The organism is Streptomyces sp. BE20, from assembly GCF_036322525.1.
Lineage (GTDB): Bacteria > Actinomycetota > Actinomycetes > Streptomycetales > Streptomycetaceae > Kitasatospora.
Genome location: NZ_JAQYWW010001223.1, coordinates 417,273 through 438,119 on the forward strand (window position 1 = coordinate 417,273; position 20,847 = coordinate 438,119).

Consider the following 20,847-nt stretch of genomic DNA (forward strand, 5'->3'; position numbering starts at 1 on the left):
CACCGGAGCGGCCCCGCGGGGGCGGGCGGCCCGGGGTGCGCCGGGCCGCCCCGCCGCGACCCCGGGCCGGAGCCCCCGGCCCGCCCGGACGGGCCACGTACGCTGTGGGGCATGGTCGCCTCCTCCTTCGACTCCGTCACCGCGCCCGCCCGCGCACGGGCGGGGCGGCCGGTGGGCACCGTGACGCGCGGCACCACCAACACCAACCGGCTGCGGCGGATGGACCGCTGGATCGCCCACGCCCTCGGGCCCGCGCTGCGCTCCGCCGGCCGCCCGCCGGTGGCCGTGGACCTCGGGTACGGGGCGGCGCCCTGGACGGCGGTCGAACTGTCCGGACGGCTGCGCGCCGTCCGGCCGGACGTCCGGGTGGTCGGGATCGAGATCGAACCGGACCGGGTGGCCGCCGCCCTTCCGTACGCGGAGCCGCCGCTGCTGACGTTCCGCCGCGGCGGTTTCGAGGTACCGCTGGACGGCGGCGAACCGGCCCTGCTGATCCGGGCCGCCAACGTGCTGCGCCAGTACGACGAGTCGGCGGTGGCCGGGGTCTGGGAGCGGTTGTGCGCCCGGCTGACGCCGGACGGGCTGCTGGTGGAGGGGACGTGCGACGAGATCGGCCGCCGGCACGTCTGGGTGGCACTCGGCCCGGAGGGGCCCCGCACGGTGACCTTCGCGGCCCGGCTGGGCGGCCTCGGCCAGCCGTCCGACCTGGCCGAACGGCTGCCGAAGGCGCTGATCCACCACAACGTGCCGGGTCGCCCGGTGCACGCCTTCCTCCGGGACTTCGACCGCGCCTGGGCGGCCGCCGCGCCGTACGGGGCGTTCGGCGCGCGGCAGCGGTGGGTGGCCGCCTGCACCGCGCTGGCGGGTGGCTGGCCGCTGGTGGACGCGCGCGGGCGGTGGCGGCAGGGCGAGGTCACGCTGCCCTGGGCGGCGCTGGCGCCGTAGCGCGCCCACCGGGGCCGCCTTCCGGGGAGTCGACCCGAGAGTCCGCCCGGGGCGGGCACGGCGGAGGGGCGCGGCGGAGAGGGCCCGTCGGGGCCGGGTGGCGGTGAGCGAGTCGGCGGATTCACTCGAACGAGTTATCGAATATCTCTGGCGTGTTGACGTCCCGTCACGCCACCATGGGGGCACCCGGGCGGGACCTCACTCCCTCCCCGTCGACCCCAGCTCCCGTCCGACGCCCTCGAACACCTCGTACGTCTCCCTCCCGAACAGCACGAACCGCGCCTCCTCCAGTCCGCCGCCGAACCCCGGGTCCGCCGTCACCTCCGCGACGGTGCCGAGCGCGATCCTGGCCGCGTCCGCCGGCGGCCACCCGTACACCCCGGCCGACACAGCCGGGAAGGCCACCGTGCGCGCGCCGAGCTCCACCGCCACCCGGAGCGACTCGCGGTAGCAGGAGGCCAGCAGCTCCGCCCGCTCCCCGTACTCCTCCACGAGATAGACCGGCCCCACGGTGTGGATCACCCAGCGGGCCGGCAGGTCACCGGCCGTCGTCGCCACCGCCTGCCCGGTGCGCAGCCCCCGGCCGTACTGCGAGGCCCGCAGCCTGCGGCACTCCTCCAGGATCTGCGGTCCGCCCTTGCGGTGGATCGCGCCGTCCACGCCACCGCCGCCCAGCAGAGAGGAGTTGGCGGCGTTCACCACCGCGTCCACCTGCTGTTCCGTGATGTCACCCTCGACCAGGGTGATGCGCGTCACCATGCCGTCCCCTTTCTCCGGCCCGTCCCCACACCGCCGGTACGGGCCTCCGCCGATGTACCCGCTCCCATCCAACACACCGCCACCGGCGTGGCGATAGCCACAACGGCGCCGGTCGGCCAGAGAAATCCCCGGAGATCACGTTATGGTCGCGAGAAGTTCCCCGCCGCGGGGTGCCAAGCGGGCACTGCGGACGGACGCCGGCCGTTACGCATTCGGGGAAAAGGAGGATCAGCCGATGCCCGCAACGGGAGACGGGCGGGCACCTGGTGCCGCGGACCTGCCGGGCGCCCTGGACAGCGCCCACGCGAGGTGTGCCCGCGACCGGTCCGCCCACGCCGAGCAGTCGGCCGGCCCGCTCACGGCGACCGCGCCGATACCTCACCCCCGGTCCGACGGCGGCGCCTCCACCGCACGGGCCGGATCCTCCCCCGCCGGAGCCACCACCCGGATCCCCACCGGAGCGGCCACCCGGGTCCCGACCGCGCCCGACGGCGGCAGGGGTGCCCGACGCACCGCCGGAACGGCCCCCGGGAAGCCCCCCTCGCCGGTCCGCTCCCCCGTCGCACCGGCCGCCGCCCCGCTCAAGCTGCTGGTCATCGAGGACGACGCCTCCGACGCCGAACTGCTCAAGGCAGCGGTCGCCGACAGCGGTGCCCCCATCGAGATCCACTGGGCCCGTGGCCTCGACCAGGCCGCCGAGCTGCTCGCCCCCGCCCCGGCCGGCAGCCGGCGCAGCCGACCGCGCGGCAACGACTTCAGCTGCGTCCTGCTCGACCTCGACGCCCCCGCCGACCTGCCCCACCCCTCGGACCCGTCCGACGGTCTGGAGGGCCTGCACGAACTGCTCCGCCGGGCCCCGCACACCGCCGTCGTGGTGCTCACCGACGCCGCCGGCGCGGAACTGGGCGCGGCAGCCGTGGCCGCCGGCGCCCAGGACTTCCTGATCAAGAACGAGACGAACGGCCCCCTGCTGGCCCGGGCCCTGCGGTACGCGGTCGAGCGCAAGCGCGCCGACGAGTCCCAGCGCCGCCTGGTCGAGGCCGAACTGCGCGGCCAGGAGAACGCCCGCCTCCAGCGCCACCTGCTGCCCACCCCGCTGCTGGACGGCGCCAACCTCTCCTTCACCCGGCGCTACCGCCCCGGCCGCCGCCGAGCCCTGCTCGGCGGCGACTTCTACGACGCGGTGCGCACCGACGACGGCGCCGTCCACGTGGTGATCGGCGACGTCTGCGGCCACGGGCCCGACGAGGCCGCCCTCGGGGTGGCGCTCCGGATAGCGTGGCGCACCCTGGTCTTCGCCGGGCTCACCGGCGAGGCCCTGCTCAGCACGCTCCAGCACGTGCTGGAGCACGAGCGCCGCAGCGACGAGATCTTCGCGACGCTCTGCATGCTGGTCATCGAACCCGGCGACCCCGGGACTCCCGGCGCCGCCGAGGGCGCCAGGCTCTACCTCGCCGGCCACCCCGCGCCGCTGCTGCTCGGCGCGGACCACACGCCACTCACCCTGCCGTCCGACCACGCCGGCCCCGCCCTCGGCCTGCTCCCCTGCCACGACGGCCAGGCCGTCTGGCCGTCGCACCGGTTCGAGCTCCCCTCCGGCTGGCGGCTGATGCTCTACACGGACGGACTGATCGAGGGCCGCGTCGGCGCCGGATCCCGCCGCCTCGGCCAGGACGGACTGGCCGACCTGGTCGGCGACCACCAGTCCGCCGGGCTGACCAGGGGCCGGCTGGTCGACAGCGCGATCGCCGAGGTCGAGGAGCTGAACGGCGGCGCGTTGACGGACGACGTCGCGGTGCTGCTGCTGGAACGCAACCCGGTGCAGCTGATCCTGGGCTGAGGCGCCCGCCGTGCACCGACACCCGGACGACGACGAGCCCCGGCCCCCGCGGGTGGACCCGCGGGGGCCGGGGCTCGGACACTCCGTGCCGGGCGGCTACCAGGGCCCGTAGGGCCCCATGTTGCGCCGGTCGCCCCGGCCGCCACGGTCGGTCAGCGCCCGGATCGCCGGGCGGACGTCCACCACGTAGACGATCGCCGCGACCAGGCCCGCCAGGGTGAGGAAGCTGGTCAGGAAGTCCGCCCCGAAGAGCAGGTCCAGCCCGAACGCGATGCCGAGGACGGCCAGCCAGAACCCCTTGGTCTTCTTGTCCGCCGCCCGGTAGGAGTCCTCCGGACGGGTCGCCGCGTCGATCAACGCGTACAGCTTGTAGCCCAGGATGGCGACGGCCAGCCACCAGAACGGATTCAGGTAGTCCAAGACCAGGATCTGGCCCACTCCGGCCATCACGGCCTCCTCTGCATCTCGACTGCGGCACCCCTGCCGCCCATCCTGGCACGGTGAGCCACCCGCCAGGGGGTCAACGTCCCCGCATCACCGGGGCGCGCCCCGACCCGGCCCGCCACTGCTCCCGCTCCGCCCTACTCCGCGGACTTACGGGCGCGGCCGCTCTTCCTGGGGGCGGGCACGTCCTCCTCGACGAGCTCGGCCTCGATCGGCTCGACGTCGATCGGCTCGACGGCCGCCGTCCCGGCCTCGACGGTCGCGTCACCGTCGGCGCCGGTCCGGCCGCGGTCGACCACGACCTTGCCGCGCTCGGCCAGCTCGTCGTAGGTCTCCTTGGCCTTCACCGCCAACTCGACGGCGCGGCCCACCTGCTGGAGCGCGAACGTCTGGGCCTTCTCCTGCAGCACCTTGAGGTCGGAGGGCAGGGTGGTGACCGAGCCGGTGACCTTGGCCTGGGCCTCGACCAGCCGGGCCTGGGCCTCGGCCAGCCTGGCGGTGGCCTTCTCCTGCGCGCCCCTGGGGTCCGCCGCGAGTGCCTCCACCTTGCCCGGCACTTCGCGGAGCTTCTCGTAGGCGAGGTCCCCGGCGCCGGCGAGGGCGTAGAGCGGGGTCGGGTCGGTCAGGGTCTTCTTGATGTCGTCCGTGATCGGCATGGTCGGTCCTCCCGTGGTGTTCAGGGCGTCTTGCCCTCGTCCGTACGCTCGTCCGTACGCTCGTCCGCACCGGGCCGCCCGTCGGCGGCGTTCTCCTTGAGAAAGGCGTCGTAGACCGCGAGCAGCGCCTGCTTCTGCTGCTCGTTGATCAGTGGATCGGCCAGGATCGAGGCCCGCAGCTCCAGCCCCTCACCGCGCCGCTCCTCCAGGATCCCGGCCTGGACGTAGAGCGTCTCCGCCGAGATCCTCAGCGCCTTGGCGATCTGCTGCAGGATCTCCGCGCTCGGCTTGCGCAACCCTCGCTCGATCTGGCTGAGGTACGGATTGGACACGCCGGCGACCTCCGCCAACTGCCGCAGCGAGTACTGCGCGTTCCGCCGCTGCTCGCGGATGTACTCGCCCAGCGAGCCGACGTTCAGTGAGGCCATGCGACCACCCTGCCCCACCCTGCTTGCAAATGCAAGCACAGTGCTAGCACGAGCAAACGCGCGGTTCCGCCCCGCCGGCGACCGAACACCCGGCCGGGCTCCTCGGTGACCCCGCCACCGAGGAGCCGCCGGTCAGGTCCGGCAGGTCAGGCCGGGAGGCGGACGGGCATCAGGATCGAGAAGGTCCCGGGGTGGCCGGGGGTGCGGATGGCGAGCGGCGCCACGGGGCCGCCGAGTTCGAGGACGAGCTGACCGGGACCGGTGTCCGGGAGGGCCTCCAGGAGGAAGTCCCGGTTGACCGCCACCCGGACGGACTCCGGGACCCGCTCCGCGTCGGGGGCCGCGACGGTGAGCCGGCCGTCGGCGTCGAGCGTGAGGACGGCGACCTCGCAGTCGGCGCCGTGCGGGCCGGACGGCAGGCTGCCGGTGGCCGCGGACCGGACGGCGTCACGGAGTTCGGCGGCGGACAGGTCCACCCGGTGGACGGGGTCGAGTCGGGCCAGCGCACGGTAGTCGGGGTAGTCGTGGCCGAGGGTGGCCCCCTCGATGCGGTGGCCCCCGGTCTCGACCCGGACGGAGCCGTCGCCGAGCGCCAGTTCCGCCCGCTCGGCACCCGAGCCCAGCAGCGCGCGGACGGCGTCGACCAGGGCGGTGGGGACGATCACGGCGACGGACGCACCGACGGCGGCAGGGGCGTCGCGGGCTTCGGGGGCTTCGGGGGCTTCGGCCACCCGGTCGGCGGTCACGGGCAGTTCGGCGAGCGCCATCCGGTAACGGTCGGTGGCGACCAGCCGCAGCAGGCCGCCGTCCAGGTCGAACAGCACGCCCGCCAGGACCGGAAGTTCGGGGTCACTGCCCACGGCGAAGCGGACCGCGTCCAGGGCGTCGGCCAGCTCCCGGGCGGGAACGGTGAAGCGGTGCTCGATCGTGGTGACGGTCATGGGACTCTCCCTCTGGTCGATCAGTCGGCGGATCAGGGAGAGCTCCCGGCGCGCGTCGGCAAGGCCGTCCTCCAGCCGGCCGAGGTGCGCGTCGAGCACCCGGTGGGCGACTCCGGTGCCCGGGGCCGCGCCGAGGACGGCCCGGATGTCGGCCAGCGGCAGGCCCACCCGTCGGAGCCGGGCGAGCAGCCGGGCGTCGGCGAGCTGTCCGGGCGCGTACCAGCGGTAGCCGGTCCGGGGATCGACCCAGGCCGAGGCGAGCACGACGGCGCCGTCGTAGAAGCGCAGCGCGCTCACGCTCAGGCCGCTGTCACGGGCCAGCTCACCGATGCTTCGCAGGTCGCTCTCCATGTCGGGGACTCTGGGGGCTCGACCAGGTCGAGGGTCAAGTCGCGGGGGTGGGCAACGCGGCCGGAGGCGTTCCTCCGCTCGCACGTCCGAGGTCCGACGATACCGATGCGGCGCTCGGCGAACCGGCCTCGAACCCCGCCCCGAGGAGGACAGGATCTGACCTAGTTGGCCGATACCTTCCGTACTACCGAAGCGGGAACACCCCACCGACGAGAGGTCTGCCGACCATGCCCACCCTGGTGAACGCCGAGACCGACGAGCGCAACGCCCTCCTCTCCTTCGTCGCCGCGCAGCGCGGCGGCCTGCGCCGGGCCGTCCTCGGACTGACCGAGGAGCAGGCCGCCACCCGGCCGAGCGCCAGCGCCCTCTCGCTGGCCGAGCTGGTCAAGCACGCGGCGATCTGCGAGCGCGAGTGGGTGGTCGGCATCCTGCTGGACCGCGCGGAGGGTCGGCACGACTACCGGGAGAGCTCCTTCGCGCTGACCGAGGGCGAGACCCTGGCCGACTGGCTGGAGCGGTACGCGGAGGTGGCCGCGGAGACCGAGCGGATCATCGAGGAGCTGCCGAACCTGGAGGTGGACGCGCCGCTGCCGGAGGCGCCGTGGTTCCCGGCCGGCTCGCGGCGCACCGCGCGCTGGGTGCTGCTGCACCTGATCGAGGAGACGGCGCGGCACGCCGGGCACGCCGACATCATCCGCGAGTCACTGGACGGCCGGACCGCTTTCGAGCTGGTCGGCGAGGAGCTGGCGCAGGTCGGCTGACGGCCTTCACCCGACCGCGACGGCCCGGCCCGGGACACTCCGGGCGAGGGCCGTCGCGCCATTGGTTGAACTTTGAACGAAACGGGTCTATGGTGGAGCCGTCAAGTTGAAGCCTAAACAACTGGCTTCGAACCCGAGGAGGAGCCATGGGCCTGTTCAACCGCAACAAGACCGCCACCACCGCGACCACCGGCACCGCGACCGCCGTCGTCGACGCACCCACCGGGCCGGACCTCGGCCACCTCAGCGGCGACTGGGCGATCGACACCACCCACAGCGAGATCGGCTTCTCCGTCCGCCACGCGATGGTCACCAACGTCAAGGGCCGCTTCACCGAGTACGACGGCAAGCTGCACCTGGACGGCACCACGCCGGTCAACTCCAGCGCCGAGCTGGTGATCAAGGTCGCGAGCATCGACACCAACCAGACCCAGCGCGACGAGCACCTCCGCACCGGCGACTTCTTCGCCGCCGAGACCTACCCCGAGATGCGCTTCCGCAGCACCTCCGCCGAGCGGGTGCGCAACGACACCTACCGGATGACCGGCGAACTCACGATCAAGGACACCACCCGGCCGATCGTCCTGGACCTGGACTTCACCGGCACCGCCACCGACGCCTACGGCGCCGAGCGGGTCGGCTTCGAGGGCTCGGCCGTCCTCGACCGCACCGACTGGGGCCTGACCTACAACGCCGCGCTGGAGACCGGCGGCGTGCTGATCGGCGAGAAGGTCAAGCTCAGCTTCGACATCTCCGCAGTGAAGGCGGCCTGACCCGGCCGACCTCGGCCACGGGCCCTGTGCCCCGCATGCCGCGGGCGCGCCCTTCGGCTCCCCCGGCCGACCCCGCGCCCGCATCCGCCTCACCCCTGCCGACCCCCGAGCGGCAGGGGCGAGGTCGTACTCGGCCACAACAACGGCCGCTTACGGCGCGATTCCTGCCGGGCGCCCGGTTCGCACACGGATTTGACGGCCGGATCCGGCCGCGCCGAGGCCCCGCCCGAGTCCGGCCCACCCCGCCCGCCGCGCCCTGCCGCCCGGCTCGGGTCCACTCGGCGATCAGACGGCCAGCAGCGCGCCGTCCGCCGCGGGCAGCCAGCTGCCCGCCGGCCGACGCAGCCACTGTTCACGCGCGCCGAGTTCGGCAGCAGCCGCACGCAACGCGACCAGCCCGGGGTGCCGCAGGTCCGGGCGGTGCACCAGGCTCACCAGACTGAGCGGCACCGGATCCACCAGCGGCACGTTCACCGCTCCCGGGATCAACGGGCCGCCGACGGTGGTCAGCATCGGATCGCCGTGCCGGGCGAGGTAGCGGGCGGTCTCGTCCACGCCGACCGGCGGGACGTACGGCGCGGCCGGGGTCAGGCCGTGCTCGCGCAGCAGCCGGACTCCGAGATCGGCCCACTCGGTGGTGGCCGGGTTGCCTGCACACACGTCCACCGGGTGCCCGGCCAGGTCGGCGAGACGCAGCGCCGGCCGGTCCGCGAGTACGTGCCCGGCCTTCATCATCACCGACACCCGCTCCAACCGGACCGGCACCTGCGCGAGTTGGGCCCGCACCCCGGCCGGCAGGCCGGCGAACCGGCCGAACGAGACGTCCAGCCGGTGGGCGAGCAGCTCGGCCGAGGCCGCCGCGAGACCACCGTGGAAGCGTGCCAGGAGTTCGCCGTCCGGCCGGGCCGCGCGGGCCCGTTCGAGCAACCGGACGCCGGTGAGGTCGGGTCCGGTGACGTCGCTGTTGAGGTCGAGCAGCAGCGGGCGGTGGGCGGCGCCGCTCAGGATCTCGTCGTGCAGGGCCAGCAGACGGCGCGCCCGGGGCAGCAACCCGATCCCGGCCGGGGTGAGTTCGACGCTCCGCGTGGTCCGGGTGAACAGCGCGTCGCCGAGCAGCCGCTCCAGCGCGCGCACATCCCGGCTGAGCGCCTGCTGGGCCACGTGCAGGCGCTCGGCGGCCCGGCCGAAGTGCAGCGTCTCGGCGGTCGCCACGAAGCCTCGGAGCAGGCGGGGGTGCAGGTCACGGGACATGGCGGCAGGCTAGCAACGAGGTCGGGCCGGGTCGATCGACAGCATTCTGTTGTCAGTGCGGCGAAACAGGTGTTGGACCACGACCGGTCGCCGGACCGAGGCTGGGTCCCTCCCCCTTCCTCTCCCCGCGGAGTCCCATGCTCGCCTCGTACCGCCGGCTGTTCACCCGGCCCGGCACCGCCGCGTTCACCCTCGCCGGGCTGCTCGGCCGGCTCTCGATGTCGATGACCGGCGTCTCCCTCGTGGTGCTGCTCGCCGACCGGCGCGGTTCGTACGCGCTGGCGGGCACCGTCGCGGCGGCCGGGCTGGCCACCGGGGCGATCGGCATGCCGCTGCTCGGACGGCTGGTCGACCGGTACGGGCAGTCACGGGTGGCGGTGCCGGCCGCCCTGTACAACGCGCTGCCGTTCACCGGACTGCTGCTGCTCGTCCGGTTCGAAGCGCCCGACTGGACGCTCTACGCGTGCTGGGCGGCCTGCGCGGCCGCACCCAATCTGGGCGGCATGGCGCGGGCCCGCTGGGCACACCTGTACCGGGACGACCCGGCCGCACGGCACCTGGCCAACTCCTTCGAACAGGCGCTGGACGAGCTCTGCTTCATGGCCGGACCGGTGCTCGGCATGGTGCTCTGCACCGCGTTCGCGCCGGAGGCCGGGATGCTGACCGCCGGAGCGTTCGGCACCGGTGGCGCCCTGCTCTTCGCGGCCCAGCGGCGCACCGAACCGCCCCTGGCGGAGCGGGCGGCGGGCGAGCGGCACGGCTCGCCGCTCCGGGCGCCGGGGCTGCGGGTGCTGGTGCTGACCTTCCTCGCCACGGGCGTGATCTTCGGCTCGCTGGAACTGACCACCGTCGCGTACGCCGACTCCCTGGGCCGACGGCCGGTGGCCGGCGTACTGCTGGGGCTGGTGGCCGCCGGGTCCTGCGTGGCCGGGCTGGCGTTCGGGACCCTCCGCCCGCGCCGGGCACCGGGTGTCCGCTTTCTGTGGGGCGTCGCCGCGATGGCCGGACTGCTGCTCCTGCCGCTGGCCGCCGGGCTCGGCGGGGCCGGGCTCGCACTGCTCGGGGCGGCGCTCTTCGTCGCCGGGACGGGTACCGCGCCGACCATGGTCACCGGGATGACTCTCATCCAGGAGCTGCTGCCGCAGAGGCAGTTGAACGAGGCGATGGCGATCGCGGTGTCCGGGATCCTGGTCGGGATTTCGGCCGGCTCCTCGCTGGCGGGCGTGGTCGCGGAGCGGGCCGGACCGGGGGCCGGCTTCTGGCTCCCGGCCGGGGCCGCCTCACTCGCCCTGCTGATCGCCCTGGCCGGGCGGCGCCACCTGGGGGTGGCGGGGGTGGCGGCACCTGCGGACGCCGCTCCGGAGACCGCAGCGGTGACGGCCCCGGAAGCGTCGGAAACGCCGACGGCCCCGGGGAACTCGGGGGCTTCGAGGGCTTCGGACGAAACTGCCGCGCGTTCCGTCCGTGGTGCGCACTAACGTTCGAATCATGACAACGGAGAGCGGCGTCCGGTACGTCCGTGGCGATGCCACGGCCCCCCGGGACCAGGGCGTGAAGGTCATCGCACACGTGTGCAACAACCTGGGCGGCTGGGGAAGGGGGTTCGTACTGGCGCTCTCGCGCCGGTGGCCGGAGCCGGAGCGGGCCTTCCGCCGCCGGCACCGGGAGCGCGCGGGGAACGACTTCGGCCTGGGCGCCGTGCAGTTCGTCCGGGTCGACGAGTCCCTCTGGGTGGCCAACATGGTGGGACAGCACGGCATCCGCACGGCCCGCTCGACCGCGGTGCCGGTGCGGCACGAGGCGATCGACACGGCGCTGACCGCACTCGGCGGGCACGCGGCCGGGTTGGGGGCATCGGTCCACATGCCGCGGATCGGGTGCGGGCCGGCCGGCGGCCGGTGGGAGCTGGTGGAGCCGCTGGTGACGGCCCGCCTGACGGATCGGGGGATACCGGTGACGGTCTACGACCGCGACTGACCGGTGGCGGCGTCCGCCCCGGCCGGCCGGTCCCCGACCTCGGTCCGGTGCACCCGGGCCGGCCAGGTGTACTCGTACTCGGGCAGCCGGTAGCCGCCGGGGAAGACACCCTCGCCGGTCGCCGTGCGCCGGCCCCCGGCGCGCTCGTAGAACGCGACCGCCCGCGTGTTGGCGGTCAGCACCTCCAGGTAGAGGTCGGCGCCCGGGTGGCGGGTGGCGACGTGGGCGAGCGCCGCGTCCATCAGCTCGCGGCCGATGCCGCCGCCGGTGAGCCCGGGGCGGACGTGCAGGTTGTCGAGCAGCACCCGGCCGTCCGGCTGGGGGACGAGGTAGGCGAACCCGACGACCACGTCGGCCCGTTCGGCGACCAGCAGCTCGGGGGTGACCTCCGGATCGCCGTAGTCGACGGTGAGCCGCAGCGCCCAGATCTCGCGCCGTTCGGCGGCCAGCCCGTCACCGAGCGCCGGCGCCGGGACGATACCGGCGTAGGCGGTCCGCCAGCTGGCGGCGTGCAGCCCGGCCACGGCCTCGGCGTCGCGTCCGGTGCCCCGGCGAATGGTGGTGATCATGTGACGAGCTTGCCACACCCTCCATGTTGAACATGTTCAATCTCTGCCGCTACAGTCACGACATGCTTTTGAACGCGCTCGAAAGACAAGGCGGCGAAGCGACGGCACCGGATGCGCAGGGGGCATCCGGTACCCCCCGCACCGACACCGCCCGGGACTGACCGATCGGGCTAGGCTCGGGCCCGTGGACGACCTGGCAGCGACGAACGGTACGAACGGGACCAGCGGAACCAGCGGAACGGACGGCGCCGAGGGCGCCGGGCCGAACCCCGCGGCGCCGTCGGCCGAGGCACGCGGCAGCCGCGCCCAGCCGAAGACCGACAAGAGCGAGCAGACCCGGGCCCTGATCCTGGAGACGGCCATGCGGCTGTTCCAGGAGCGCGGATACGAGAAGACCACGATGCGGGCGATCGCCACCGAGGCGGGCGTCTCGGTCGGCAACGCGTACTACTACTTCTCGGCGAAGGAATTCCTGATCCAGGGGTTCTACGACCGCATGACGTACGACCACGCCGCGGACGCCAGGAACCGCATGGCCCACACCCGGGAGTTCTCGGAGCGGCTGGAGATCGCGCTGACGTCCTGGCTCGACACGGCCGCCCCGTACCACGAGTTCGCGGCGCAGTTCTTCCGCACCGCCGCCGACCCGACGAGCTCGCTCAGCCCGTTCTCCAACGAGTCCCACCCGGCCCGCGCCACCGCCGTGGCACTGTTCCGCGAGGTGTTGGAGGGCTCCGACCTGGCGCCCAAGCTGGACACCGAGCTGGTGGAGCTGCTGCCCGACGTCCTGTGGCTGCACCTGATGGTCGTGGTGCTCTACTGGGTGTTCGACCGGACGCCCGACACCGAGCGCACCCGGGAGTTCGTCCGGCGGTCGACGCCCATGGCCGCACGCGTCATCAACCTCTCGCGCTACCGGGTGTTCCGCCCGATCGTCCGCGACGCCAAGGGCCTGATCCAGGACTTCATCCTGCCCACCATCGGCAGGACGGCGGTCAAGTAGTCGCCGACGGCCCCGGCAACGGGACCGGCCGGCCCGTACGGGCCGGCCGGTCGCCGACGGATCAGAAGCCGTCGAGGTTCCATGCCAGCAGTGGCGTACGGAGCAGCAGGTCGGCGTCGGCCGCCGCACGGGGCCGCAGCTCGGTGACCAGACCGGCCGCGGCGAGCCGCGGCACCGTCTCGCCGCTCAGGTAGAGCGAGCCCAGCACCGAGGCGTCCATCGCCAGATCGGCCTCGTCGGCGGTCCGGCTGCATCGGCCGGTGCCGTCCGCGCCCACGTCGATCGCCCAGCGGCCGGCCGCGTAGCCGTCGCGGTCCTCCACCTCCAGCACCACCCGGCCCGGCGCGCCGTACGTCCGGGCGTTGAAGGCCGCCTCGACGTCCAGCACCCGCAGCCACATGAAGTCGGCGTTGTCCGCGTACGGGGTGGCCGCGCGCGGGTCGTTCAGCAGGAGCGGCAACGGGTCGTCCGGCCCGATGTTCTCCACCACGACCTTGCGCACCCAGTCCACCGAGAAGAGGTAGCGCCAGAGTTCGGCGCCGGCGCCCCGGTCGAGGGCGACGAGGTCGAGCACGGTGAGGGTGCAGTTCGGGTAGGAGCCGTCCCAGGCGTCGTCGATCTTGTAGACGGCCAGGCCGGTGGCGGTGCCCTCGGCGTCCCGGTGGACGGCGGCGAAGGGCTCCTTCCAGTCGAAGCCCGGCACCTCGATCTCGCCGGTGTAGCGCTTCCACATCACCTCGTCGCGGGCGATCGCACCTGGCTGGGTGAGCCGCCAGCGGTCGTGCAGCTCAGGGCCGAGCTTGCGGAGCTCCGCCATGGTGACGAGGTCGATCCGCCCGCCGGGCACCGTGGGCAACCCGGCCCGCAGGCCGCCTGCGCGCTGCAGGTCGATGTTCCAGCCGTGGCCCCGGGTGGCCGGTCCGAAGCCGAAGCGTCCGTAGATGTTGTACTCGGCGGCGATCAGGATCGCGACCGCCGCGCCGCGCTCGCGCGCCGCCGCGAGGTCCCGGGTCATCATGCCGCTGAGCAGTCCGCGCCGACGGTGGGTGGCGGTCACCGTGACGGCCGTCAGCGCGTTCGCCGTGACGACGGCGCCGCCGGGGACGGTCAGCTCGGTGTCGAAGCTGCGGTAGGTGGCGACGAACCTGCCCGCGTCGACGGCGGTGAGCATCCGGCCCGGCTGCCACTGCCGTCTGCGGTAGTCGGCCGCGCTGCCGACGTGCGGGCGCAGGAAGCCGACGACGAGCGCCCGGTCCCACGGCTCGATCTCGTCCTCGGCGATCGACCGGATCTCGATGCCGCCGATGGTGTCGGTCTGCTCCTCCGGCCGGCTGCCCGGGTCACGGGTCCCACCGTGTGCGTCAATGCCCATTCGCCCACCGTACGGCGGGTTTTCGCCAACGGCATCCGATTTATTCCCCCGGCGGCCGTGGCCCTGCGGGCAGTGCCGGCCCCGGGTCGGAGGCGGGTCGGGGACGGGTCGGCGGCGGGTGGACGGGGCCGCGCCGGTCCGTACGCGTGAGACCGACTCACGGAAGACTGGCGCCATGCGAAAACTGATCTACGGCATGAACCTGACCCTGGACGGCTACATCGCCGCGCCCGGCGACGACATCGGCTGGAGCGTGCCGAGCGACGAACTGTTCCAGTTCTGGTCCGACCAGTTGCAGGCGACCGACCTGACGCTGTACGGGCGCAAGCTGTGGCAGACGATGAGCTCCTACTGGCCGACCGGCGACCGGCGGCCCGACGCCACCCCGGCGGAGATCGAGTTCGCGCGCCGCTGGCGGGACATGTCGAAGGTGGTGTTCTCCTCGACGATCGACGAGGTCGACTGGAACACCCGCCTGGTCACCGGCGACGCGGTCGCCGAGATCACCCGGCTCAAGGCCGAGGAAGGCGGCCCGATGGACATCGGCGGCGCGACGCTCGCCGGGGCTGCCGTACGGGCCGGGCTGATTGACGAGTACGTACTGGCCACCGCGCCGGTCCTGGTGGGCGGCGGCACGCCGTTCTTCACCGCGCTGGACAGCTGGGTGAACCTCAACCTGGTGGAGACGCGGACGCTCCCCTGCGGCGTGGTCCTGACCAGGTACGAGACGAGGCGCTGAGCGCGCGTCCCCGGCGACCCGGGCTACCGCCCGAACCACCCACGGGTGAAGCCCTGAACGGCAGGTCTCATGGCAGTGGCACTTCTGCCGTCCATCTGCCGAGTGCCGTGAGATTCTGCCGGGGCTCTGGGGACCCTGCATCGGCGAGGGGCCCGGGTCAGGGGCGGGCGTAGAAGTCGGGGGTGCCCATGATCCAGAGGCTGGCCTGCTTGATCCGCGTGCCCGGGCGGGGGGCCTCGATCATCTGGTCGTCGCCGATGTACAGGCCGACGTGGTGGATGTCGGCCGCACGACCGGTGGAGCTCCAGAAGACCAGGTCCCCGGGACGCAGCTGACGGTAGGTGATCGGGGAGGACTGCGCGTACTGGTCGGCGGCGAAGTGGTTGAGCGGCTTGCCGCCCTGACGCCAGGCCATCATGGTCAGCCCCGAGCAGTCGTAGCCGCCCGGCCCCTCGCCGCCCCAGACGTAGGGCAGGCCGATCCTGGACTTCGCGAAGGCCACTGCGGCGGCGGCGCCCTCGGCCGACCAGGGCCGGGCGGGCGGCGGGACGGCGGCGGGCGCGGCGGGCCCCTTCGCCACCCCGGGGGCCTTCTCGGCAGCGGCCTTCTCGGCGGCCGCCCGATCGGCAGCCGACTTCTCCGCCGCGGCCCGCTCGGCGGCGGCCCGTTCCGCCGCCGCCCGCTCGGCGGCTGCCTGTTCCGCCGCGGCCCGCTCGGCGGCTGCCTGTTCCGCCGCGGCCCGCTCCGCGGCCTCCCGTTCCGCCGCGGCCTTCTCGGCAGCGGCACGGGCGGCGGCCTCGGCCTCCCGAGCGGCGATCGCCTCCAGTGCCTCGCGCCGTTGCCGCTCCATCTCGACGGTGGTGTGCCGGGCGGCGGCCAGGTCGGCGAGCAGTTGCTCCCGCCGCAGTCCGACCGCGACGACCTGCTCCTGCTGCGCCGTCAGCCCGGCCTCGGCCCGCTCCCGGGCCGCGCCGACCTCAGCTGCGGCCCGGGCGGCGGTCTCGGTGGCGACCCGCGCGGCACTGGACGCCCGGCCGGCGGCTTCCGCCGTCGAGACCGCCGCGTCGAGGATCTGCCGGGTCCGGTCGCTGGCGACACCGACCACGGCGGCCTGGTCCCCCGCCTCGCGCGGCCCCCGGGCACCGAGGAGCGCGTTGACGGCGGAGAGCCCGGCGCTGGTGCCCTGCCGGTACGTTTCGGCGGCCAACTGGGCGGCGCTCTCGGCGGCCTCGACCCGATCGGCCTCGGCCGCCGCGGCCCGGTCGCCGGCGGCGGACTCCTCGCCGCGGGCCCGGGTGAGGCCGAGCTGCGCGCCGTTGTAGGCCTCGACGGCCTGCTCTGCGGTGCGGCCGGCCTGGTCGAGTTCGCCCTTGGCCGCGGTGAGGCCGGCCTCGATGGCGGCGACCGAGCCGGCCCGGCGGTCGGCCTCGGCCCGGGACTCGTCGATCTCCTGGGCGGACGGGTACGCCCCCTCCCCCGGCCCGGCCGCTACGGGGGCGGCAGCGCCCGGCTCGGCGGAGGTGGCCGGCTCGGCCGGGGCGGCCGGATCGGCGGGGGCGGCCGTCGCCGCGGGAAGGAGACCGAGCAGGGCGGTGAGGGCAATCAGGAGGGTCGGCAGGATTCTGCGCGCCACGGGTCACCCCTTCGAACGGTCACGAGGGAGGACGGCCCGCCGTACCCGGCGGCGGCGGAACCGCGCCCGTTCGGCGAAGATCCGGCACCGGCCCGGCGACGGCCCGACGACCGGGCGGCCGGATGACCCGACGGCCGGGCGGCCCGACGACCCCCGTCCGCCGATGACGGCCGGACGAACCATCCCATTGCGTGACAAGACGGTCACTGACCGCCATGTTCTCAAGTCGGGCGGCTTTCACACCTGAAGCCCGCACCGCCGGCCGGGTGACTATCGGATGATCTGACCGGATATTGGCCCCGACCTGATGGCCTCGGACCTGCTCCAACGCAAGGTACACGCACTACCGGCGGATCCGTGGCGTGTGCGTCCGCAACCGGCGCGGGCGGTCGGGCCGGGGCTCCAGACCGGTCGGACGGGCCGCGTACGTCCGGCTGCGGCCGGCCCGGACGGTGCGCCGGCGCTGCCGCGCGCCACCCTCCCGGCCCGGCGGGTCCGCCGGAGCGCCGTACCCGCCGAAGCCGCCGGCCCCCCGGCCTCCGGCCCCGTGCTCCGCCGCGCCCGCCGCCGAGCGGCGGTCGGCCAGCCGGGCGGACCGACGGGCCAGTGCCCGGGCGGTGTGCGCGTCGAGGTGGGCGCTGGCCCGGGCGGCCATCCGCTCGGCCACCCGGTGCGCGGCGGGATGGTTCGCCGGCACCTTGTCGGGGGCGCCCGCGATCAGGTCGAAAAGCCAGGTGCGGGCGATGTCCGCACGCCGGTGCAGTCGGCGCTCGCGCCGGAGCGCACGCGCCCGTCGGCGCGGGCGCGTGGCGTAGCGCCAGCGCGCCCAAGGACTGCTCGGCCGCCCCAGCCGGATCGCACCGATCCAGGAGAGGCCCGGCACCATGATCCCGAGCAGACCGGTCCACACCTTGCCCTTGAGGAGGGTCACGATCGAGGCCAGCGCGTTGATCGAGATCACGGTGACCAGCCCCCACCTGGTCTCCTCCCCGGGGACCACACCCAGCGGCACGTACCCGATGAGCAGCAGGCCGGTGAAGAGGATCCCGAAGATCACCGCGTCCACCGACTTGCGGCCCTGCTCGCTCCAGTACACGTCGTCGAGGTGCAGGATCAGCGCGAACTCGTCCAGCACCAGACCGCAGCCGATGCCGAAGAGCAGCCCGAAGACGTCGATCCACGGGTGCCCGCCGTAGGTGGCGAACACCCCGATCCCCCCGGCCAGCAGGAAGCCGAGACCGAACACCATGTGGTGGATGTGGAGCCCACCGGGGGTCACGTTGCCGGGCCACCAGCGCACCTGGGCCCTGATCATCCGCACGCTGAACCGGATGAAGACGAAGGACGTGATGAACCCGACCAGCAGCAGGAGCAGCGGTTGCTTGTGCGTGGCGACGATGTGGTCGCGGTAGCCGTCCAGCAGTGTGGTCATGCGTCTTACCTTCGTTCCTGGTACTGCGTCCGCTCTGCCACGACATGGCCCGGGGGCCAACGGCGTCCGAACCCGTGCCCGTAGGGGCGTCAGAAGCCCCGCGTGCGCTTGGCCGCCCGCCGGGGGACGACCGGGGCCAGCGACGGCCGCTCGACACCGACCGGCAGCTTCATGAAGAGACGGGCGATCTCACCGCCCAGGTTCACCCCGATCGCCAGCGCCAGGGCGATCGCGGCGGCCCGGGTGATCTGGACCAGACCCCCGCTCGCGTGCCCCTGGGCGAAGGAGAGCATGCCGAGGTAGAGCGCCGAGCCGGGCATCAGCGGCCCGATCGCGGCGGTCACGTACGGCAGCGCGGAGCCGTTGCGGTAGCGGGCCATCAGCTGCCCGAAGAGGCCGACCAGGCCGGCCGCCACGCCGGTCGCGACGATCGGCGAGATGGCGGCGTTGTAGACCAGCACGCCGTAGCTGGCCCAGCCGATGCCGCTGTTCAGGGTGACCAGGGCGAGCGAGCGGCGGTCGGTCTGCAGCAGCATCGCGAAGGCCAGCGTCAGCACCAGCGCGGCGATCATCTGGACCGGCGGGTAGTTGACCCCGACCAGCGACTCGTCCGGCCGGAGCTTGGCCTGGAACCCGACCCCGAGGTACAGGATCAGCATCACGCCGATGACGATGCCCGCCACCAGGTAGATCACCTCCAGCAGCCGGGCCGCTGCGGTGATGTAGAAGCCGGTCAGACCGTCCTGGACGGCGGCGACCAGGGCCCGGCCGGGCAGCAGGGCGAACAGCCCGCCGGTGATCACCACGGATCCCCGCAGGCCCAGGTCGTTGAAGGAGAGGATGAGGCCGGAGGCGGCGGCCGGCATCGCGGCCAGCACGAACTGGTAGAACTCCGGCAGCCCGCGGCGGGCGATCGTCGAGGCCATCCGGTCACCCAGCACGGCGGCGACGAAGGCGCTGATGAAGACCAGCCAGGCCTTGTCGTCGATCCGCCCGCCGACCAGGAAGGTCGCCGCGCCGGCCAGCAGACCGGTGTTCAGCGCGAGCAGCCAGGCCGGGTACGGGTGCCGGTTGCGGCGGATCAGCGCCAGCCTGCGGTACGCGTCGTTGACGCTCACCTTCTCGGCGGTGATGTCGGCGACCAGCTCGTACACCGCGTTGAGCCGGGTGTAGTCGGAGGTCCGGCGGCGGACCACGCGGTCGGCGGTGATCGGCGGCTCGACCAGCGACGGCTGGTGCGAGATGCCGATCAGGGTGAAGGTGACCTGCGGCTCGCAGCGGTCCAGCCGGTAGGCGTGCGCGATGCCGAGCATGGCCGCCTCGACGTCCTCGGCGGCCTCGCCGCTGGCGAGCAGCAGCTCGCCGATACGGAGCGTCAGGTCGAGGATGCGGGGGACGTTGCGGCCGGCGGAGGGGTGCAGCTCGCGGGCGGTCCGCTCGAAGGACGGGCGCTCGGACATCGGGATGCGCAGCAGGGTGCGCATCCGGTCCGGCCAGGGTGCCTCGCCCGGGGCTCCGGGCATGAGCGCGGGGACGGCGACGCCGGTGGGCGGCGTGTAGCCGGCGGCGCGCCACTCCTCGGGGGTGAGGGTGTCCTCGGCACCCGGACGCCGGCGGTACGCCGCGGCCCGCGGCTGGTCCGGCCCGGGGAGGGGCTCGGGTCCGGGCTCCGGCTCGGGAAGGGGCTCCGGCTCGGGCTCCGGTGCGGGCTCCGGCTCGGGCGTCAGCAGGCCCTTGGTCTCGGGGGCCGGCAGGAGGAACGGCACCAGCACGGTGTGCTCGGCGACGGGAGCGGGGTGACCGAGCAGCCCTTCCGTGGGCGGCGCCTCCGACGGGTGGACCGGCTGCGCCCCGGGCGCCGGACGGGCCTGCCGCTGGGGCCGGGCCGCTCGGCCGCCCCTGGCCCTCTTGCCGCCACCCGACCGGCCCCGCTTAGGCACTTCCACTCCTTGCCGCCCCTGACGGCGCCGGGCCACCCCGGGCCGCCGTTCGATCTCCGGATACACCTTGCCTGATCGAACTGCCGGACGCACATGTACGCGGCGGCGAGCACGGCCCCGCCCGGGCTCCTCCCCGGCGGGGTGGGCGCACGAGGCGGGGTGGTGCGGCGGCTGACGGCGGGAGCGGCGGGGCGGCGGCGGGTGCGCGGCCGGGCGCGGGGTGCTACCGGGCGCGGTGTCGGCCACCGGCCGACACCGGCGGGGCGTGCTCGGCGGACCCGGCCTGCGCGGCGGACGGCACCGGCTCGGCGGACGGCCGGGACCGGCGGGCGCGGAGCAGTTCGACGGCCACGGGGACGACCGAGAACAGCACGATGCCGATCAGGATCGCCTCGATGTGCTCCCGGACGAACGGGATCTGCCCGAGGAAGTACCCGAGCACGGTGACGCCGCCGCCCCAGAGCACGCCGCCGATGACGTTGAAGAGGACGAAGGTGCGGTAGTTCATCCTGCTCACCCCGGCGACGATCGGGGTGAAGGTCCGGACGATCGGCACGAAGCGGGCCAGCACGATCGCCTTGGGCCCGTGCCGGTCGAAGAAGGCCGCCGCCTTCTCCACGTTCTCCTGCTTGAACAGCCGCGAGTCGGGGCGCCGGAACAGGCTCGGTCCGACCTTCCGGCCGAACAGGTAGCCGACCTGGTCCCCCGCCACCGCGGCGACCACGATCAGCGAGCAGACCAGCCAGAGCGGCTGCTGCAGGTAGGTGTCGCCGGCGACCAGCAGGCCGGCGGTGAAGAGCAGCGAGTCCCCGGGGAGGAAGAAGCCGATCAGCAGGCCGGACTCGGCGAAGACGATCGCGAGGATGCCGATCAGCTCGAAGGTGGAGATCAGGTAGGTCGGATCGAGCCAGGACGGGCCGAGGGCGAGGCTGGTCACGGGGCGGACTCCTGAAGGGTCGACTCTTGGCAATGAAACAGTAAAGCATTCACCAAGAACTCCCCCTGCCGTCGGGTCCGCCCCGTGGCCGCGGGG

20 protein-coding genes are annotated in these 20,847 nt (G+C 74.0%); 8 read left to right on the forward strand and 12 right to left on the reverse strand.

Features of this window, described 5'->3' with window-relative positions; all coding sequences use genetic code 11:
• Positions 1-111: 111 nt before the first annotated feature.
• Positions 112-945, forward strand: coding sequence for a class I SAM-dependent methyltransferase (locus PUR61_RS44235; RefSeq protein ID WP_329885610.1), 834 nt, complete (start codon positions 112-114; stop codon positions 943-945).
• 198 nt (positions 946-1,143) lie between these two features.
• Here the strand turns inward: PUR61_RS44235 and PUR61_RS44240 are convergent, their stop codons facing one another.
• Positions 1,144-1,701, reverse strand: coding sequence for an O-acetyl-ADP-ribose deacetylase (locus PUR61_RS44240; protein ID WP_329885751.1), 558 nt, complete (start codon positions 1,699-1,701; stop codon positions 1,144-1,146).
• 238 nt (positions 1,702-1,939) lie between these two features.
• Here PUR61_RS44240 and PUR61_RS44245 point away from each other — a divergent pair, with 238 nt between their 5' ends.
• Complete coding sequence (locus PUR61_RS44245; RefSeq protein ID WP_329885611.1) at positions 1,940-3,544, forward strand: PP2C family protein-serine/threonine phosphatase; 1,605 nt, start codon at positions 1,940-1,942, stop codon at positions 3,542-3,544.
• 96 nt (positions 3,545-3,640) lie between these two features.
• Here the strand turns inward: PUR61_RS44245 and PUR61_RS44250 are convergent, their stop codons facing one another.
• The 4 genes from PUR61_RS44250 to PUR61_RS44265 all read right to left on the reverse strand — a co-directional run bounded on the left by PUR61_RS44250 (position 3,641) and on the right by PUR61_RS44265 (position 6,364).
• Positions 3,641-3,991 carry a DUF2516 family protein gene (locus tag PUR61_RS44250; protein WP_329885612.1) on the reverse strand — a complete coding sequence of 117 codons (351 nt, stop codon included), beginning with the start codon at positions 3,989-3,991 and terminating at the stop codon, positions 3,641-3,643.
• Between the two features lie 134 nt (positions 3,992-4,125).
• Positions 4,126-4,644 carry a hypothetical protein gene (locus PUR61_RS44255; protein ID WP_329885613.1) on the reverse strand — a complete coding sequence of 173 codons (519 nt, stop codon included), beginning with the start codon at positions 4,642-4,644 and terminating at the stop codon, positions 4,126-4,128.
• A gap of 20 nt (positions 4,645-4,664) precedes the next feature.
• Positions 4,665-5,072, reverse strand: coding sequence for a helix-turn-helix domain-containing protein (locus tag PUR61_RS44260; protein ID WP_329885614.1), 408 nt, complete (start codon positions 5,070-5,072; stop codon positions 4,665-4,667).
• A gap of 146 nt (positions 5,073-5,218) precedes the next feature.
• The gene (locus PUR61_RS44265) at positions 5,219-6,364 is read right to left on the reverse strand and encodes a DNA polymerase III subunit beta family protein (RefSeq protein WP_329885615.1); all 1,146 of its coding nucleotides are present in this window, start codon (positions 6,362-6,364) and stop codon (positions 5,219-5,221) included.
• Between the two features lie 227 nt (positions 6,365-6,591).
• Between PUR61_RS44265 and PUR61_RS44270 the strand changes: the two genes are divergently transcribed.
• Together PUR61_RS44270 and PUR61_RS44275 are read left to right on the forward strand one after the other, a co-directional pair.
• A complete protein-coding gene (locus tag PUR61_RS44270; RefSeq protein ID WP_329885616.1) occupies positions 6,592-7,125 on the forward strand; it encodes a DinB family protein in 534 nt (177 codons plus the stop codon).
• Positions 7,126-7,271: 146 nt separating this feature from the next.
• Positions 7,272-7,898 carry a YceI family protein gene (locus PUR61_RS44275; protein WP_329885617.1) on the forward strand — a complete coding sequence of 209 codons (627 nt, stop codon included), beginning with the start codon at positions 7,272-7,274 and terminating at the stop codon, positions 7,896-7,898.
• A gap of 285 nt (positions 7,899-8,183) precedes the next feature.
• Here PUR61_RS44275 and PUR61_RS44280 read toward each other — a convergent pair whose 3' ends face one another.
• On the reverse strand, positions 8,184-9,149 hold the full coding sequence (locus PUR61_RS44280; RefSeq protein ID WP_329885618.1) for a LysR family transcriptional regulator: 966 nt from the start codon (positions 9,147-9,149) through the stop codon (positions 8,184-8,186).
• Between the two features lie 137 nt (positions 9,150-9,286).
• On the opposite strand from PUR61_RS44280, the gene PUR61_RS44285 reads away from it, so the two are divergent.
• Both PUR61_RS44285 and PUR61_RS44290 read left to right on the forward strand, forming a co-directional pair.
• Entirely contained in the window at positions 9,287-10,627 is a 1,341-nt protein-coding gene (locus tag PUR61_RS44285) for an MFS transporter (protein ID WP_329885619.1), read from the forward strand.
• Between the two features lie 10 nt (positions 10,628-10,637).
• A complete protein-coding gene (locus PUR61_RS44290) occupies positions 10,638-11,126 on the forward strand; it encodes an Appr-1-p processing protein (RefSeq protein ID WP_329885620.1) in 489 nt (162 codons plus the stop codon).
• On the opposite strand, the gene PUR61_RS44295 is transcribed toward PUR61_RS44290, so the two are convergent.
• Positions 11,111-11,695, reverse strand: coding sequence for a GNAT family N-acetyltransferase (locus PUR61_RS44295; protein WP_329885621.1), 585 nt, complete (start codon positions 11,693-11,695; stop codon positions 11,111-11,113). The genes PUR61_RS44290 and PUR61_RS44295 overlap by 16 nt on opposite strands.
• 184 nt (positions 11,696-11,879) lie before the next feature.
• Between PUR61_RS44295 and PUR61_RS44300 the strand changes: the two genes are divergently transcribed.
• Entirely contained in the window at positions 11,880-12,698 is an 819-nt protein-coding gene (locus PUR61_RS44300; protein ID WP_329885622.1) for a TetR/AcrR family transcriptional regulator, read from the forward strand.
• 61 nt (positions 12,699-12,759) lie between these two features.
• Here PUR61_RS44300 and PUR61_RS44305 read toward each other — a convergent pair whose 3' ends face one another.
• Positions 12,760-14,070: a GNAT family N-acetyltransferase gene (locus PUR61_RS44305; RefSeq protein ID WP_329885623.1), complete on the reverse strand. Its 1,311-nt coding sequence runs from the start codon at positions 14,068-14,070 to the stop codon at positions 12,760-12,762.
• Positions 14,071-14,245: 175 nt separating this feature from the next.
• Between PUR61_RS44305 and PUR61_RS44310 the strand changes: the two genes are divergently transcribed.
• On the forward strand, positions 14,246-14,809 hold the full coding sequence (locus PUR61_RS44310) for a dihydrofolate reductase family protein (protein ID WP_329885624.1): 564 nt from the start codon (positions 14,246-14,248) through the stop codon (positions 14,807-14,809).
• A gap of 157 nt (positions 14,810-14,966) precedes the next feature.
• Here the strand turns inward: PUR61_RS44310 and PUR61_RS44315 are convergent, their stop codons facing one another.
• The 4 genes from PUR61_RS44315 to PUR61_RS44330 all read right to left on the reverse strand — a co-directional run bounded on the left by PUR61_RS44315 (position 14,967) and on the right by PUR61_RS44330 (position 20,751).
• The gene (locus PUR61_RS44315) at positions 14,967-16,442 is read right to left on the reverse strand and encodes a C40 family peptidase (protein ID WP_329885625.1); all 1,476 of its coding nucleotides are present in this window, start codon (positions 16,440-16,442) and stop codon (positions 14,967-14,969) included.
• Positions 16,443-16,785: 343 nt separating this feature from the next.
• Positions 16,786-17,874: a hypothetical protein gene (locus PUR61_RS44320; RefSeq protein WP_329885626.1), complete on the reverse strand. Its 1,089-nt coding sequence runs from the start codon at positions 17,872-17,874 to the stop codon at positions 16,786-16,788.
• Positions 17,875-17,963: 89 nt separating this feature from the next.
• Positions 17,964-19,814 (reverse strand): threonine/serine ThrE exporter family protein, encoded by a 1,851-nt coding sequence (locus PUR61_RS44325; protein WP_329885627.1) that lies wholly within the window; start codon positions 19,812-19,814, stop codon positions 17,964-17,966.
• Between the two features lie 223 nt (positions 19,815-20,037).
• Complete coding sequence (locus PUR61_RS44330) at positions 20,038-20,751, reverse strand: DedA family protein (RefSeq protein WP_329885628.1); 714 nt, start codon at positions 20,749-20,751, stop codon at positions 20,038-20,040.
• Positions 20,752-20,847 lie beyond the last annotated feature (96 nt).